Raw genomic sequence first — 17,151 nt, 5'->3', positions numbered from 1 at the left:
GTCGCCCCCTCCTACTCGATTGCCTATCGCTAAAAGGAAAGGTGAATCGTAATACTTCTGCCCTGTTCACGTCCAGCCAAATAGAAGAAGATGGAAATACAACAAAGCAAGCTTGGCTGGAAGGAGAGAGAACAGATGGCTATCGTATCATTGCAATCCACCAATCCGGATTTTTCGTTTCTGATCAAAAAAAATCCGGCGACCGGACTATCGCTGCGGTCGGTGCGCAAAGGAATCGCCTACGGGTGGTACTCGGATGCTTCCCGCTACCACGTTTATTTTAAAGATGCCGACAACGAAATATCCTATAAACAGTATGAACACGAGCATTTTGAATACTTGAACCTGTCGCGCTATAACACGCCTTTGTTTCCGCTTCATGCGATTGGCGAATATTTTTCGGCACCGTTAAAATCGCGGGATGAACGGGACGTTGCAGGCTACACGCATACTTTTTTCATCAACATGGTTCATATCGAGCTGGTGCGCTACATTGCCTTTTTTCAAAACCACGTCAAAGACTTTTCCTTCGAAATCGAGCACAGGGCCGACAAAAGCTACGCGTTGACCATTCGGACGCAAAAAAGCTTGCACGACCTGCTGCAAGTGACCAGCGTGCTCTGCCTGTTTTTGGCGACGTTCGGCAAAGAGCACCTCGATATTTCCGACAGCTTGCTCGACAAATACATCAAGAGCATCCAGGCGATGGACGCGCCTTTCTATATTCGCAGCCTGTTCTCGCGAAACTTTTTGCCCAAGCGGGAGCATTATCGCAAATACAAGGCTGCTCTCGAACAGACGGATCGTTACGAGATACATCTGGAGTATGGCAACACGGGCATGCAGCGCAGAAACTTTATTGCGGGACAGCTGCCCTTTTCGCGCCCGATTTTGGATGTCGGCTGCGGCGAAGGATTTTACGCCCTTGCTTTTGCCGGGAAGCTGGCGCATTGCTATTACGCGGTCGATATTGATGAAGAGCGGCTGGAACTGGTCAACCGGAAAGCCGTGGCGAAAGAGGTCGACAATATCGTCCTGTTTCCTTCCGTCGATTCGTTTTTGCTCGAATACAATGGCGAGCAGGTCGACATCATCTTGACCGAAGTGATCGAGCACATGAGCACGAAAGAGGCGAGAGCGCTGATTTTGCAGCTTTGCCGCGAGGTCGATTTTGCAAGCTTTATCATCACGACACCGAATGCGGATTTCAATCCGTACTACGAATTGTCCGGTTTTCGGCACGACGACCACAAATGGGAGATGGGCGAGCAAGCTTTCCAGACGTGGATGAACGAGATCATGCAAACGGCTGGTGTCGAGGGCGAGTTTGTCAAAATCGGCGATCAGGTCAACGGAATGCCGACGACACAAGGTGTCATTCTCAGAAAAAGGAGGGCGTAACCGATGCGTATATCGACGAACGTCCATACGATTTTCATGCTCGTCGGCCCGACCGAATGCGGGAAGACGACATTTGCCCAGCAAGTGCTGATCCCGCAGCTTGGAATCGCGGATGCGGGGAAACGGCTGCAAGCCAATGTGGCGTACATCTCTTCGGATCAATTGCGCCAGGAACTGCTCGGGTATGCGTACGACAAGTACGATCAGGTCATGCTGGAAGCGAGTGAACAAGCGTTTCGCCTCCTGTTCGAAAAGCTGCGGCTGGTCACGTCTTTCCCGATTAACGCGCCTTTCGTGGTCGTCGACACGACGGGCCTGGCCGAAGATTTTCGCGCGCGTGTCCGGGAGATCGCGAAGGAAAATCATTACAACGTGGAAGTCATCTTATTCGATTACCACAAGCGCGAGGATTATTACGCCTCCGAGCGGTCGAAAAAGCTGATTTCGAGCCACATCCTGCGGCTGAAAAAAGAAGTGCTGCGCGCCTTGTCCAAAGAAGGGTATGCCAAAATACACCGAATCCGGGCCAAAGATTTTGCTGCGGCAGAGCGCGGGACAAATGGCGCGACTTCCTATGAGGTGCACATCGAAAACAAGGCAGACTATTTGGCTACGATTCTTGCCCCAGACAAAAAGTACATCATCGTTGGCGATGTGCATGAGTGTGTCCAAGAACTGAAAAGGCTGCTTGTCGCCTACGGATACGAGCTGGAGGACAATCGGCTTGTTCCGACAGACAAAGTCCGCGACACGCAGGTGATACTCGCTGGCGACTGGATTGATAAAGGCAAGCAAACTCGCGAGATCATCGAATTTTTGTACGACAATCAGGAGCATTTTCTGTTCGTGCTGGGCAATCACGAGCATTTTGTCTACCACTTTTTGCAAGGAAAAATCAAGGGCGCGGAGCCGACGTTGTTGGAGACGTACTTCGACTCTGTCGCCGTATTGCGCGCCGATCCGCGATTGCACGAAAAGTTCAACCAGTTGTACGCGATTTCGCAGCCGTTTTACCGCGTCCAGTCGCTTGCAGGTCCGTCCTATTACGTGACACATGCGCCATGCGCAAACAAATACATCGGCAAGCTCGACACAATTGCCGCTCGCAATCAGCGCAACATCCGGATTGACCGGACGGATGCGCTCGAACAACAACTGACCTTTTTGGCCGAAGAAGCGGTGAGCAACCATCCGTATCACTTGTTCGGACACGTAGCGGCGAAGCAGGCGTTTCGTTTGAAAAACAAAATTCATCTCGACACGGGATGCGTGCACGGAAATGCGCTGACCTCCGTCATGATCACACACAGACCGCAGTACAAAACAGAGCGCTCCACACATGCGGCGATTGCCGAAGCATTGCCGACCTTGTTCCAGGCGAAGCGGGAGGTGTCACTTGCCGAGCTTGCCAGCGAAGAAGTTCGTCGACTCGAATACTGCCTGCAACATAAAATCAATTTCATTTCCGGGACGATGCCCCCGGCAGACAAGGACGAAGCGACAGGCGAGCTGGAGTCGCTGCAAGCGGGACTGCGCTATTTTGCCGAGCGCGGGGTAAAAGAAGTGGTGCTTCAGCCTAAATACATGGGCTCGCGCTGCAATGTGTATTTGCATCGGACGATGGAGCATTGCTTCGCGGTCAGCCGCAACGGCTACAAGATCAAGCAGGTGGATTTAACCCCGATTTATGAACAGCTGCTTGCCAAATTCGCAGCGTATATGGAAGAAAATCAGGTAGAGATGCTGCTGCTCGACGGCGAATTGCTGCCATGGAGGGCAATCGGCGAAGGGCTGATCGAAAAGCAGTTCAAACCGATCGGTGCCGCTCTGCAAAGCGAGCTGACTTACTTGCAGGAGCACGGTTTTGAACAGGCGCTCCACAAGCTGATCGGGGAATACGACGCCAGCGGATTTGCAAAAGAACAGTTTCATCTCCCGAAAAACGCGTTGGCAGCCCAGTACGGCCCGACGCTGTACCAAAACTACAAGCACGTCCGCGAAATCAAAGACAGCTTGGTTCCGCTCGATCAGCACCTGGCTGCCTATGCGACTTATGAAAAGCAGCTTGTCCTGTACGGAGAGTCTGGCGAGCTTGCCTTCAAGCCGTTTGCTGTGCTCAAGTTGATTGATGCCAATGGAGAAGAGCGGCTTCCCGATGGCCGAACTTCTGAGTGGTACCGCTTTGTCAGTGAAGATGCGTGCGCCGTGATTGATCTGGACGACGCAGACAGGGCGTATGAACAAGCCGCCCGTTTTTTCCAAACGACGACACTGGAGCAGCAAATGGAAGGGATCGTCATCAAGCCCGAGCTGCCGAACGGCAAGACAGTTCCGGCGATGAAGGTGCGAAATCCCGAATATTTGTCGATCATTTACGGCTACGATTACCGTTTCCCGCACAAGTATCGAAAGCTGGTGAAACAGAAGCACGTCGGGCAAAAACTGCGCACCGCCCAAAAAGAGCACGAGCTGGGCCAAAGCATGCTGCGCGTCAAGCTGGCGGATATTTCACCAGAGAACAAAGCGTACCAGCAAACCGTGGCGACGATGCTGTTTGAAGTCGCGCAGGAAAAAGAGATCGACCCTCGTCTGTAGGGGTAGGGCGCATACGAAAAGAAGCAAGTCCGCCTTTGAACAACGAAGGAGCGACCTCCATTTTGTGGCAACGACATGGCATGCGGGCGAATCACAGGGAGAGTTGGTTTTGCCCGTTTCGCGGATTTGCCTGAGCGGATACAAAGCTTGAACGAGAAAGAGCCGGACACATGAAAAAGAAGCCTGTCACATGATCAGGCTTCTTTTTGTTAGTGGAAAATGGAAAAGAGGTTAGCTCGCGTGCTCGTTTTTCTTAGCAACAGGAGCGGCTTCCCATGCGTCCGCATTTTCCAGACCAGGGATGCTGTCTTTGTAGAACACAGGGTCTTTGCCTGCTTTTTTCTGCTCCTGATAATCGCGCAAGGCGGCAAAGGCGACTTTGGAGAGCATGAAAATCGCAATCAGGTTGACCACGACCATCAGCCCCATGAACAAGTCAGCCAAGTCCCAAACGAGTTGCACTTTGGCGACCGCTCCGAACAAAACCATTGCCAATACGCTGACACGATAGAGCATGAGCCACAATTTGCTCGTTTTCAAAAACTCGATGTTCGTTTCACCGTAGTAGTAGTTCCCGATCAACGTACTGAAAGCGAACAGGAAGACCATGACAGCGAGAGTAGCCGACGCCCAATCGCCGAGATGGATGGACAGAGCCGCTTGGGAAAGCTCGATGCCGCTCAGATCGGACTGCTTGTACGCGCCGGAAAGCAAGATGATGAAAGCCGTGCTTGTGCAAATGATCAGCGTGTCTGTCAGAACGCCGAACGCCTGAATCAGACCTTGCTTGACAGGGTGGCTCGTCGTAGCCGTAGCTGCGGCGTTCGGTGCGCTACCCATACCTGCTTCGTTGGAGAACAAACCGCGTTTGACCCCGTGCATGAGCGCAGCTCCCAGCGTACCGCCAGCAACCTGCTCCAGGCCAAAGGCACTTTTCACAATCAGGGCAATCATTTCCGGCATTTTCGTAATGTTCATCATGACGATAAACAGGGCAACGCCAATGTACAAAATCGCAAGCACGATGACGATATACTCGGACATTTTCGCGATGCGCTTCACTCCGCCGAAAATGATCGCAGCAAAGGCGATGGTCATGATCAGGCCGATCGTCAGCCGATCTGTTCCGAACGAGTTTTCAAAAGCGAGCGTAATCGTGTTGGACTGCACCGCGTTGAACACCAGACCGAAAGACAAGGTGATCAATACCGCAAACAGGGCACCCATCCACCGCTTGTTCAGTCCTTTTTCCATGTAGTAGGCAGGACCGCCGCGGAAACCGTCTTTGTCTTTGATTTTATACACTTGCGCCAGCGTGCTTTCCACGAAGGCAGAGGCAGAACCGATGATCGCAATGACCCACATCCAGAAAACCGCGCCAGGACCGCCGAGCGCTACGGCGATGGCAATTCCCGTAATGTTTCCGGTACCGACACGCGCGGCCATACTGATACAGAAAGCTTGGAAAGGAGAGATGCTGTCGGCAGACCCTTTTTTCCCTTCGCGAATCGCTTGGAGCATGTCTTTGATCATGCGGACTTGCAGGAAACGGCCTTTGAACGAGAAGAACAGACCGAGCACAACCAGCATGACGATCAGAACATAAGACCAGAAAAAATCGTTGATGGACGCTGTTACATCTAACAGAAATTGTTGCATGTTGTCACCTCGATTGGATAGATGGATTAAAAAATGCTGATATCCCACTCATGCACGATCTGCTTCAACAGGGATACACCTGCCACGCTGTTTCCGCATGAGTCGATGGCCGGGCCAAAAATGCCGATGCCGCAGCCGCCGGGAAAAGGGGATTGTGATCTCAGGTTGGGAGGAACGAGTGTCATAATCCCGCCAGACACGCCGCTTTTGGCCGGAAGCCCCACATAGGCAGCAAATTTGCCGGAAGCGTCGTACATGCCGCAAGTGAGCATCAACGCTTTTGCCAAGCGCACGACTTCTTTGGGCAAAACTTGCTCGCCGCGCAACGGGTGATAGCCGTCCAGCGCCAAAACCAGGCCGATCAGCGCGATCTGCTCCGTATTGACCTGAATGGAGCACTGTTTTAAATACACTTCCAGCGCTTCCTCGACTTCGCAATCCAGATACCCTGTGTCTTTCAGGTAATGCGCCAGCGCACGGTTTCGGTGTGAATGCATCCACTCCGAGACGAACACTTCCTCGTTAATGACAGGAGCCGAATCTGTAATATTTTGGAAAATTGCGTATAAATAGTGCAGTTTTTGTTCCGGCGTACTTCCTGGCAAAAGCGAGGAGACGGTAATGGCGCCCGCATTGATCATCGGGTTGAACGGCTTGCCTGGCTTGTGCATCTCCAGACGGATAATCGAGTTGAACGCATCTCCCGTCGGCTCCACGTCCACGCGATCGAGCACGTAAGTCATGCCGTGGTGACAGCAAGCTGCGATAAAGCTGACGACCTTGGAAATGCTCTGCATGGTGAAAGGAACTTCCCAGTCACCAGCCGTCACTTTGTTTCCGGAAGGGCCGACCATGCAAATGCCGAGCTGTGTCGGGTCTGCTCGCCGCAAAGCGGGAATGTAACTGGCGCATGCACCCTCTGAAGCTTGCTCGCGATGGTAGGCGACCCACCGTTGCAGATGTTCTGTCACCTGCTGTGCTTCCCATTTGTTTGTCGATGTTGCTGTTTGAAACAAACCCCGTTCCCCCCAAATCCTGTACTGTAAGCCTGTTTGTCAAGGAGCGAAAGCGCTTCCACGCCACGCAAAAATCGTATATTGAACACTTTAAAACCAACCTACAAAATCAAACAAAAACCAACAAAAGCTTTCACGCATTTATATAAATATTTTTTCTATACTTGTCGTTTACGTGTTTTATGGATAAGAATAGTAAGGGGAAAAAAGTGACAAACCCTACAGCAATCCAACAGGGAGGGGAAAGTGGCGCATGCATTCCCCATTAAAAAAGGATGGCTACATCCTGGCACTCATGCTGATCACGGTTCCGCTGGCAGGCGAACTGAAATTTTATCCGGTCAACGAGACGTTTCGGATCAGCTTCGGCGCGCCGACCTTTTTCTTCTTCTTGCTTTTGTTCCAGCGGCTTCCGGCGGTGTTGCCCGGGTTTTTGACCGGACTGTCTGTCGTCGGCTTTCGCTTGCTGCTTGACTCGTACACGCACAGCCCGTTTCATTTGGCTACTTCGATGCAAGAGCACTATTCGAGCTTTTTTTTCTACTTTTCGTATTCGCTGCTTTTTTATGTGATCCGAATGGAGCGGTTCCGCGAGCGGACATTGATCATCGGCGGAATCGGGATGGTCATTGAGGTCGTTGCCGATCTGGTCGAGCTGCTATCGCAGTATGTGCTGTTTCACATCGTCGTGACCTGGAGTTCGCTGCAAGAGATGTTCGTGATTGCGCTCTCGCACAGCTTCGTCGTGCTCAGCTTTCTGAATATGATCCGACTGTACGAGACGCAAGCGCGGGAGAAGCAAACCCGCGCGCAGCACGAGCATATGTTGATGCTCATTTCCAATCTGTACGAAGAGTCGATTCATCTGAAAAAGACGCTGCAAAATGCCGAGAACATCACGGTCAAGTCGTTCGAGCTGTACCAGCGCCTGCAAGCGCAAAAAGACGGGCTTGAACAAGCTTCCGTCGACTCGTTTGCGCGACAGGCGCTGATTATTGCAGGAGAAGTGCATGAAATCAAAAAAGACAACCAGCGAATTTTTGCCGGGCTGCAAAAACTGATTACCCACGAAAACCGGACGGATTTTATGGATATTCATCAGTTGGCAGACATCATCGTGCGCTCCCAGCGGAAGTACGCGAGCCTGCTCGGGAAAAACATCGAGTTTACTTGCCTGATTTCTGGAGAACACCCGCCCTATCACGTGTTTACCTTGATGTCGTTGATCAACAACATCGTCGCCAATGCCGTCGAGGCGATCCAGAATACGGGAAGCATTTTGATCCAGGTGAACCGGGACAAAGAGTTTGTCGAGATCAAAATTGCCGACGACGGCCCGGGTGTTCCGCCCAGGCGCAAAAAGCTCCTGTTCAAGCCTGGATTCACGACCAAATACGACGACAAAGGAGCACCTTCTACGGGAATCGGTCTTTCTTATGTAAAAGAGATGGTGGACGAGCTGCAAGGAGAGTTGGTTGTCGGAGACGGCGCGGCGGGAAAAGGAACGGAATTTGTCATCCGCTTGCCGATCAATCTTGTGAGGGAGAAAGAGGGAGACGATGCACTTTTACTTAATCGATGACGATGAAGCTGTGCGCCTGATGCTGACAGAAATTATCGAGGATGAGAACTTGGGGGAAGTGGTCGGGGAGGCCGAGGACGGAGCGCTCGTTGACGGTCATATGCTGACGATGAAACATGTCGACATCGTCCTGATTGATCTGCTCATGCCCGAGCGTGACGGGATTGAAACGATTCGCCAAATTCGGCCTGTCTTCAAGGGCAAGATCGTGATGATCTCGCAGATGGAGTCAAAAGATTTGATCGCCCAGGCTTACTCGCTCGGCAGCGAATACTACATTATTAAGCCAGTCAACCGGATCGAAGTGGTGACGATATTGCAAAAAGTCATCGAAAAAATCCGGCTGGAAAAATCGATTCAGGATATCCAAAAATCGCTGCATTCGGTCTTGCAACTGGATCAAGGGCTTGGCAGCCAGAACCGGGCGAGCAAAAGCGGCAAACAGTTGCGCGAGGCGGGGCAATTCCTTTTGTCCGAGCTGGGGATTGCCGGAGAGAACGGCAGCAACGATTTGCTTGACATTCTCGACTACTTGAACGAATGGGAGCAGAAGCATACGCTGAAAAGCGGCTTTCCAGCGCTCAAAGAAATTTTTGTCGCGGTTGCCCAAGCCAGACTGGGAACTGCCGCGGATGAAACACAAGTCATGAAAGTCGTCAAAGCGTCCGAGCAGCGGGTCAGAAGAGCGATCTATCAGTCCTTGAATCATTTGGCATCGCTAGGCTTGTCCGATCTGTCGAACTGGAAATTTGAAAATTACGCTTCCCAGTTTTTCGATTTTACGTTTGTGTGGAAAAAAATGGCCGAGCTGAAAAATAAAACGGCCACTGCTTCGGACATTCGCATCAACATGAAAAAATTTATTCAAGTTCTTTATGCCGAAGCCAAACGAATCCAGGCAGAAGCATAGCAAGCGTAAAGACGCAAAGCGACGGCACAAGAAGCCGTACTTGCCGTGACATGTCACGCAAAAAGCCCTGACCACTCGATCAGGGCTTTTTGCTGTCGGACAACCGGACACGCGGACTCCCGTCTCGACTGACTCTTACGTCCCGTCCTTTTCCATCAGCTTTTTCAGCTTGCGGTAGACGGTATTTCTGCCAATTCCGAGAATGCGCGCCGTCTCGGAGATGTTGCCGCCCGTCTGCAAAAATACGTCGACCATGTCGCTCTTGCCAGATTGGGTTCGTTCTTTTTGAGCATCGCTTATTTGTCCCTCGGCGGGCTTGGCAGAAAAGCTGGACAAAATGTAGGCAGGGAAGCGCTCCCGCTCAATTTTGCCTCCCTCCGACAGAAAAGCCGCTTCGCGCAGGGCGGCCGCAAGCTGACGCACGTTTCCCGGCCAACTGTAGCTCTCGATCAGCTTTTTGGCACTGGTTCCAAGCGCAAGCGGCCCTGTGCCCAACTGGGCTTCGATGCCGTGCAGCAGCAACTGGGCGAGCTGTAGCCGATCTGCACGCTCCCGCAACGGCGGCAGTGTGACCTGAACGCCTTGCAGTCGGTAAAACAAGTCAGCGCGGAAGCTGCCTTCCTGCACTTTTTGCCACAAATCGGTGTGCGTAGCCGTAATGATCCGCACATCGACGTGAATCGGCTTCGTTCCGCCTACCCGATAGACGGTGAAATCTTGCAGCACGCGCAAAAGCGCCACTTGCATCTCGGACGGCATCTCGGCTATTTCGTCGAGGAACAGTGTCCCTTGGTGAGCTTGTTCGAATTTTCCCGGCTGTCCGGTCTGTTTGGCTCCGGTAAACGCTCCCGGCTCGTAGCCGAACAGCTCGCTTTCTAGCAAACTTTTCGGAATCGCCCCGCAGTTGATCGCGACAAAAGGCTTGTCCGCACGCTCGCTTGCCAGATGAATCGCCTGGCTGACGACGTCTTTGCCTGAGCCGCTTTCGCCAAACAGCATAACCGTATATTCCGTTTTGGCTGCCCGCTTGGCAAGCCGAATGGCCGCGAGAAAGGCATCGTCTGTGCCGTATAAGTCATCAAAAGAGGTGAGACCTGTCCGATTTGCCCGGAGCGGCCTCGCCTTCGGTTTGGAGGATGGAGGGCTTGCGGCGATCTGCGGTGGACGCGTATCAAGCAGAACGGAAGCCTGCCAGTGATGTTCTCCGCCCCCTTTTGTGAGCAAGGGGAGGGAACGGGGAGTGGAAATGTCTTTTTGCCTGCCTAGCAAAGACTCGATGTCTGCTACTAGCTCTGTCACATGCACCTGTCCCAGCCGCTGTCTGTTTCCGCGCAGCAGTTGGTGCGCTTCGCGGTTGCCGCCCGTGACGATTCCGTCCTGATTGACGGCCAGCAGCGCGTGGTGCTTGGCGTTTTTCTCCGGATAGAGCGAGATGACCATCTGCCGATCGGGACGATGGATAAGCAGCCAATCTTCCACTTTGCGCGCCATCACATCGACCATGCCTAGTAAGGAAGGGTGGTACATCGCCGCATGTCCGCTAATATCGAGCACAGCTACCAGCTCGCCCTGCGGTCCGAAAATCGGGGAGGCGGCGCAATACAACATATGGTTGGAGTCAAGATAGTGGTCTTTTCCGACGACAGCCAGCGGTTTTTGTTCCACAATGACTGTCCCCGCCGAGTTGGTTCCGCGCACCTGCTCAGACCAGCAGGCGCCGTGATGGACCTGGATTTTTTCCGTGTCCTTGAGGAAGACAGGATCGCCTTTGCTCTCCAGGATGTAGCCCGACGTATCGCAGAGGGCGACGATCGAGTAGGAGCTTTTCAGCCAATAAGCCAATCGCTCCATGGTTGGGTCCATCGTTCTCATAAACTCTTCTTTTTGTTCCCTGTATTGCCGAAACTGGGTTTCTTCCAGTATGGCATCCTTTGCTGTCAACGCATTAACCCCATTGATCCGGCTTCGCTCCCACGACTTTTTCAGCAACGCATTGGTGGGTTCCAGCAAACGATTTCCCCCTCTAGCAGAGAAAATAAGACCTTCCTTTCTATATTACCACAATTTTCAAACTACAATGGGCAATGGAGCAATTGTATCGCAAAAATGGAGCAACTGTTCCAACGCAAGATTGCTAGATTCATAGAAAAGCCGCTGTTTGTAAGCGTTTTCTATTTGGCACAAAACATGCTTCTAGTAAGGGACGAATGCACATAAGCGAAAATGAGGAGGGGCTTACGTGGCGCAAACGGCAAAAATCACATTGGACCCGCGTGTCGAAGCTTTCTTGGCAGGCGGTCCGAAAAAGCTGTTCATTGGTGGGGAGTTTGTAGCGTCAGCATCGGGAAAAACGTTTGACACGATTGATCCGGCTACTGGTGAAGCGATTACGTCTGTTTATGAAGCCGATGCGATCGATGTCGATCTCGCGGTGCAAGCCGCAGAAAAAGCTTTTGCGACAGATTGGGCCAAGGTGACGCCTAGCGAACGCGGGCGGATGCTCTGGAAGCTGGCTGATTTGATGGAAGAGCATGCAGAGGCGCTCGCGCAGCTGGAGACGATCGACAACGGCAAGCCGATCACCCACGCCCGTTTCGCTGACGTAGCATTGGCGATTGATCACTTCCGCTACTATGCAGGCTGGTCGACGAAGCTGGCTGGCGAAGTGATCAACAATTCTGCCGGGCGCAACATGCTGACTTACACGCGCCGCGAGCCGATTGGCGTGGTCGGGCAGATCATTCCGTGGAACTTCCCGCTCTTGTTGGCTGCGTGGAAGCTGGGCGCGGCACTCGCTACAGGCAACGTCGTGATTTTGAAAAGCGCCGAGCAAACGCCACTGTCCGCGATCTATTTGGCGGAATTGATCCAGCAAGCGGGATTCCCCGATGGCGTCGTCAACATTATTACAGGCTACGGGCCGACAGCAGGCGCGGCGATTACGAACCATCCGCGCATTCGCAAAGTGGCTTTTACCGGATCGACGGAGGTCGGCAAGCTGATCATGCAGCAAGCGGCGGGCAATTTGAAGCGCGTGTCGCTGGAGCTGGGCGGCAAATCGCCGAACATTATTTTCCCGGACGCCGACTTTTCCAGAGCGATTCCTGGCGCGTTGATGGGTATTTTCTTCAATCAAGGCCAAGTGTGCTGCGCAGGCTCGCGCTTGTTTGTTCATAAAAAAGTGTACGACAACGTCCTGGCTGACATGACGAGCTATGCGGCCAAAATGAAGCAAGGCAACGGCCTGGACGAGTCGACAGAGATCGGGCCGCTCGTATCGAGCGAGCAATTTGAGCGGGTGACAGGCTACTTGCAAAAAGGGCATGAGGAAGGCGCGACTTCATTGACAGGCGGCGTACCGTTGGAAGGGCCGGGCTATTTCGTTCCGCCTACGATTTTTGCCGATGTCAATGAGCGCATGACGATTGCCCGGGAAGAAATTTTTGGCCCGGTTGTCGCAGCGATGCCTTTTGACGACGAGGAGCAAGTCGCAGATGTCATCCGGCGGGCGAATGATACGGAATACGGGCTGGCAGCAGGGGTGTGGACGACCGATCTGCGCAAAGCGCACAAAGTCGCGCACGCCTTGGAAGCAGGCACTGTCTGGGTCAACTGCTACAATGCGCTCGACGCTGCCGTGCCGTTTGGCGGCTACAAGCAATCCGGATACGGCCGGGAGATGGGTTCGTACGCCCTGGACTTGTATACGCAGGTGAAGGCGGTCTGGGTCAACCTCGATTAGGGCAAGGGCAAAAAACAGAGAAAACAAGGGGGAATCAAGCATGAGAGCGGCGCAAATTTTGGAGCAGCGTAAACCTTTGCGTATTGGAGAGGTGCCCGATCCGACACCAGGTTCGAAAGACGTGATCGTCCGGGTCGAAGCGTGTGGGGTTTGCCGAAGCGACTGGCACGCCTGGATGGGAGATTGGGACTGGATCGGACTCAGCCCGCAGCTGCCGATCATTCCGGGACATGAACTGGGAGGTGTCGTCGAGGCAGTCGGCAAAGAGGTGAAAAATTTCCGTCCGGGCGATCGCGTGACCACGCCTTTTCATGAAGGGTGCTCACATTGCGCCAATTGCCTCTCCGGCCATTCCAACCGTTGCGACAACCTGGCGATTTTCGGCTTTAGCTACGATGGCGCCTACGCCGAATACGTCCGCGTGCCAAACGGCGACTTCAATCTGATTCGCCTGCCAGACGAGGTAGACTCGCTGACAGCAGCCGCGATCGGTTGCCGTTACATGACGGGTTATCACGGTGTGATCCGTGGAAACGTTCAGCCGGGCAGCTGGCTGGCCGTGCACGGCGCGGGAGGAGTCGGACTGTCATCGGTTCAGGTGGCGAGCGCAGTCGGGGCGATGGTCATCGCTGTAGACGTCGATGACGCCAAGCTGGCCAAGGCAAAAGAAGAAGGCGCCGTTGCCGTCATCAATGCCAGAAAAGAAAATGTCGTGGAAGCGGTCAAGGAAATTACGAAGGGCGGGGCGCACGCCTCCATCGATGCGCTCGGCATTCGCGATACGATTCTCAATTCGGTTTTGAGTCTGAGAAAAGGCGGCAGGCACGTCCAGATCGGATTGACTACCAAGGAAGAGGGCGGCATGGTCGGATTGCCGATCGATGCGATCACCGCGATGGAACTGGAGATCGTCGGCAGCATCGGCAATCCGCATGCGGCTTACGAAGGATTGCTTACGCTGATCGCCCAAGGCAAGCTGAACCCGTCTTCGCTCGTGTCCAAGGAAGTCGCTCTCGATGACGTGTCGGGCATTTTGGAAGACATGACGAACTACAACACATTCGGCTTTAATGTGATTACGAAATTCAGATAGAACAGATGAACCAGTGCGTCTCTGAGTAGGACGAGAGACACACTGGTTCATTTTTTCTGGGGGCCAGTGTGCTTAAAAAATGTTTCATAAAAAGGAAAATTGGGGTAATTGTCGAAATATTTATCCGAATTGTTGTTCCCTCACTTTTATATCTGGAGGATGGAGATCATGAGTCAGCGGATAGCTCTGGATAGATATGCGAATCTTTCACAAGAAAGAGTCAAACTTGAACAGGAGTGGGAACGATTTGTTTCTGGAGTGAACGAAAGACCGGCCATTCGACCGCTGATGTACGAATCCTGGCAGCGCTGTCAGGAGCAAAATATCCATCCTCTGCGCACGAGAACGACGGTCAGCCTGTCCCGGGCGCAGATCGAGGCGTACTGGGAAGAAGATACGCTCCAGCATATTCTCAAGCCGCTTTTGCTGAAAATGAAAGACGCTTCGCTCGACTCGGGCCATTTGGTCACCTTCTGCAATGCCGCAGGAGACATCGTGCATTTGGACGGTGACTTGTCGCTGATGCTGAAAGCAGAAGACATGAATTTTGTCGTCGGCTCCTCCTGGGCGGAGCATCGGGCAGGGACGAACGCCATCGGAACTTCGCTCGTGACGGGGCGACCAGTACAGGTGTTTGCTGGCGAACATTTTTGCCAGGAGGTGCAAAAATGGACGTGCTCCGCCGCGCCTGTTCGCGATCCTGTCACACAGCAAATGATTGGCGTGTTCAATTTGACAGGCTTGTGGAGGGTCAACCACCCGCACTCTTTGTCAGCTGTTACCTCGGCAAAGCAAATCGTGGAAAAATATTTGCGCGGTCAACTGGAACAGGAACGTTTCCGCTTGACAGAGCGTTTCTCGCATCTCGTCTCTTCGGCTGTGACGAGTCCTTTTCTGGTACTCGATCGCGGCGGGAAGGTCATTAATGCGTCCAGTATCCTGTACGAGCAAGGGTGGGTTGATCGCCAGCAAAATTTGATCGGGGCGCCTCCTTCCGCTTTTGCCATTATCTCGAAAATGCAATGGGAGGCCGAACATGTGAGGGGAATATGGCGCTTTGAACTTATTCCGTATATATATGGCGGCAGGCCGATCGGCTCTGTCGTGTACGCAATTCCCCCGAACGACGAGTACGGCGTGCGGGAAGCGACGGCGGCGCAGCCTGTTTTTGCAGGGAGCGGAGGGGCAGATGGCTCCGCACGCGAGCCGTTGGCACCCGACTTTGCCGAAACGGCGAAACCGTTTATCCGCAGCGAGCGATTTTACCGTTCGCTGTTCGAAGACAACCCTTCGGCGATCATCTGTTACGACTTGCAAGGGAACATACTGGAGGCCAATCCGGCCGCCGAGAGATTGATCGGCTATACCGTAGAAGAACTGCAAGCGAGCAACATTATCCAACTAATCTTGCTGGATTGCGCCGAAAAAAAGCTCCATCCGTTCAGCCTGGAAGGAATGGGACGACCGCAGGAGTTTGAAATCGCTGTCAAACATAAAAATGGACACAGCATCGACGTCAGCATCAACAACTTCCCGATGTATGTAGACAACGAGATCAGCGGCTTCTACGCCATCGCCAAAGACATGACTCGCCACAAGCAGATCGAGGCGGATTTGCGTTCGACGAAGGAACAGCTTGATGTGTACCTGCGCAATACGGACGATTCGGTCGTTGTGCTCGACGTCGGCTTCCATATCGTTAAAGTCAACCGGGCGTTCGAGCAGATGTTTGGCTGGAGTGAACAGGAAGTCATCGGGGCCGAGCTGCCGACGATCCCTGACTTTTTGCAAGCGGATTTCCAGCTGCTGCAACAGGAAATTGTCCGAAATCGCCACGTGACATCGTATGAGGCGCTGCGTCAGCGAAAAGACGGGACGCTGCTCGATGTCAGCACCTTCATTTCGCCGCTGTCTGATTCAGAAGGGAACCTCATCGCCTTCGTGGCGATTCAACGGGACATAACCGAGCATAAGCGGATGGAAGCGGCCTTGATTGAAAACGAAAAGCAACTGCGAACGCTGATCAACGCCATGCCGGATTCCGTCTGCTTCAAAGACAGCGAAGGCCGCTGGATCGAGGCGAACGATTGCTGCTTGCGCGTGTTCCGCCTGGAGAACGTGCCGTATCAGGGAAAAACGGACGGGGAGCTGGCTCTGCTTTCCCCGGATTATCGCGAGGCATTGCTGCAATGCGCCGAATCGGACAAGCGGGCATGGGAAGAAGGCAAGCCCGTCCGGCTGGAAGAAGTCGTTTACCTGGACTACGGCGATGTGCGAATTTTTGATGTGAGTAAAATTCCGTTATTCGACCCGGAGGGCAAACGCACGGGCTTGGTCGTGATCAGCCGGGACATTACGGAGCTGAAAAAGACAGAAGAGCTGCTGCGCAAGTCGGAAAAGCTGTCTGTCGTCGGTCAATTGGCTGCGGGAGTCGCGCACGAAATCCGCAATCCGCTGACTTCCATTCGCGGTTTCATTCAATTTATTCAGGAAGGCCATTACAAGCAGGAGTATTTTCAAACGATCTTGTCAGAGCTGGATCGGATTCAATCGGTTGTCAACGAGTTTTTGGTGCTCGCCAAGCCGCAGGTCATCCATTTTACGCCGCGCAATCTGCCGCCTTTGCTGCATCAGGTGGTAGAGCTTTTGCAGACCGAAGCGATTTTAAACAATGTCCAGATTGTGCTGGAGATTGATCCGGTCGCCACGATGGTCAATTGCGAGGAAAATCAGTTAAAACAGGTCTTTATTAATATTTTAAAAAATGCGATCGAGGCCATGCCGTATGGCGGGCAGATCACTATTCAGCTCAAGCAGCAGGGAGAAGCTCTGTCGATTCGGATTTTGGATCAGGGAGAGGGAATAGCCGAGGAGCGAATACCGAAGCTTGGGGAACCTTTTTATACGACCAAGGAAAAGGGCACAGGTCTTGGCCTGATGATTAGCTACAAAATTATTCAAGCCCACCAAGGAACGATGAAAATTAATAGCCAGCGAAACAAGGGGACGACGGTGGAGATTCATTTGCCTGTGTGTGAACCTCTTGAATGAGCGTTTGTGTAAAGCCCGGGGGAGAAGAGATGCCTCTGGGTTTTTTGGTGCGGGCAGCGGCGTGAATAGAACCGTTTTTTCGACAAAAACCAGCAGAAAACA

General features: G+C 53.0%; 10 protein-coding genes. 7 read left to right on the top strand and 3 right to left on the bottom strand.

The annotated features are described in order from the left end of the window. Positions 1-135: 135 nt before the first annotated feature. Both DEP07_RS17470 and DEP07_RS17465 read left to right on the top strand, forming a co-directional pair. On the top strand, positions 136-1,401 hold the full coding sequence (locus DEP07_RS17470) for a class I SAM-dependent methyltransferase (protein WP_280649250.1): 1,266 nt from the start codon (positions 136-138) through the stop codon (positions 1,399-1,401). A 3-nt stretch (positions 1,402-1,404) separates the two neighbouring features. Further along, on the top strand, positions 1,405-3,996 hold the full coding sequence (locus DEP07_RS17465) for a metallophosphoesterase (RefSeq protein WP_287102802.1): 2,592 nt from the start codon (positions 1,405-1,407) through the stop codon (positions 3,994-3,996). Positions 3,997-4,227: 231 nt separating this feature from the next. On the opposite strand, the gene DEP07_RS17460 is transcribed toward DEP07_RS17465, so the two are convergent. Both DEP07_RS17460 and DEP07_RS17455 read right to left on the bottom strand, forming a co-directional pair. Next, the gene (locus tag DEP07_RS17460) at positions 4,228-5,655 is read right to left on the bottom strand and encodes an alanine/glycine:cation symporter family protein (protein ID WP_122966408.1); all 1,428 of its coding nucleotides are present in this window, start codon (positions 5,653-5,655) and stop codon (positions 4,228-4,230) included. 26 nt (positions 5,656-5,681) lie between these two features. Next, on the bottom strand, positions 5,682-6,626 hold the full coding sequence (locus tag DEP07_RS17455; protein WP_173599825.1) for a glutaminase: 945 nt from the start codon (positions 6,624-6,626) through the stop codon (positions 5,682-5,684). Positions 6,627-6,924: 298 nt separating this feature from the next. Here DEP07_RS17455 and DEP07_RS17450 point away from each other — a divergent pair, with 298 nt between their 5' ends. Together DEP07_RS17450 and DEP07_RS17445 are read left to right on the top strand one after the other, a co-directional pair. Continuing rightward, entirely contained in the window at positions 6,925-8,253 is a 1,329-nt protein-coding gene (locus tag DEP07_RS17450; RefSeq protein ID WP_280649252.1) for a sensor histidine kinase, read from the top strand. Beyond that, the gene (locus tag DEP07_RS17445; RefSeq protein WP_122966518.1) at positions 8,231-9,163 is read left to right on the top strand and encodes a response regulator; all 933 of its coding nucleotides are present in this window, start codon (positions 8,231-8,233) and stop codon (positions 9,161-9,163) included. Before DEP07_RS17450 ends, DEP07_RS17445 begins: the two co-directional genes overlap by 23 nt. 135 nt (positions 9,164-9,298) lie before the next feature. Here DEP07_RS17445 and DEP07_RS17440 read toward each other — a convergent pair whose 3' ends face one another. Continuing rightward, positions 9,299-11,173: a sigma-54-dependent Fis family transcriptional regulator gene (locus tag DEP07_RS17440; protein WP_122966411.1), complete on the bottom strand. Its 1,875-nt coding sequence runs from the start codon at positions 11,171-11,173 to the stop codon at positions 9,299-9,301. A 229-nt stretch (positions 11,174-11,402) separates the two neighbouring features. On the opposite strand from DEP07_RS17440, the gene DEP07_RS17435 reads away from it, so the two are divergent. The 3 genes from DEP07_RS17435 to DEP07_RS17425 all read left to right on the top strand — a co-directional run bounded on the left by DEP07_RS17435 (position 11,403) and on the right by DEP07_RS17425 (position 17,049). Continuing rightward, entirely contained in the window at positions 11,403-12,905 is a 1,503-nt protein-coding gene (locus DEP07_RS17435; protein WP_173599808.1) for an aldehyde dehydrogenase family protein, read from the top strand. Positions 12,906-12,945: 40 nt separating this feature from the next. Beyond that, positions 12,946-13,998 (top strand): zinc-dependent alcohol dehydrogenase family protein, encoded by a 1,053-nt coding sequence (locus DEP07_RS17430; protein WP_173599809.1) that lies wholly within the window; start codon positions 12,946-12,948, stop codon positions 13,996-13,998. A 168-nt stretch (positions 13,999-14,166) separates the two neighbouring features. Beyond that, a complete protein-coding gene (locus DEP07_RS17425; protein ID WP_173599810.1) occupies positions 14,167-17,049 on the top strand; it encodes a PAS domain S-box protein in 2,883 nt (960 codons plus the stop codon). Positions 17,050-17,151 lie beyond the last annotated feature (102 nt).

Source organism: Brevibacillus sp. (genome assembly GCF_003521185.1).
In the GTDB taxonomy this organism is placed as follows: domain Bacteria; phylum Bacillota; class Bacilli; order Brevibacillales; family Brevibacillaceae; genus Brevibacillus; species Brevibacillus parabrevis.
Note: the sequence above shows the minus strand (reverse complement) of the source record. Positions and strands in the feature narration are given on the sequence as shown.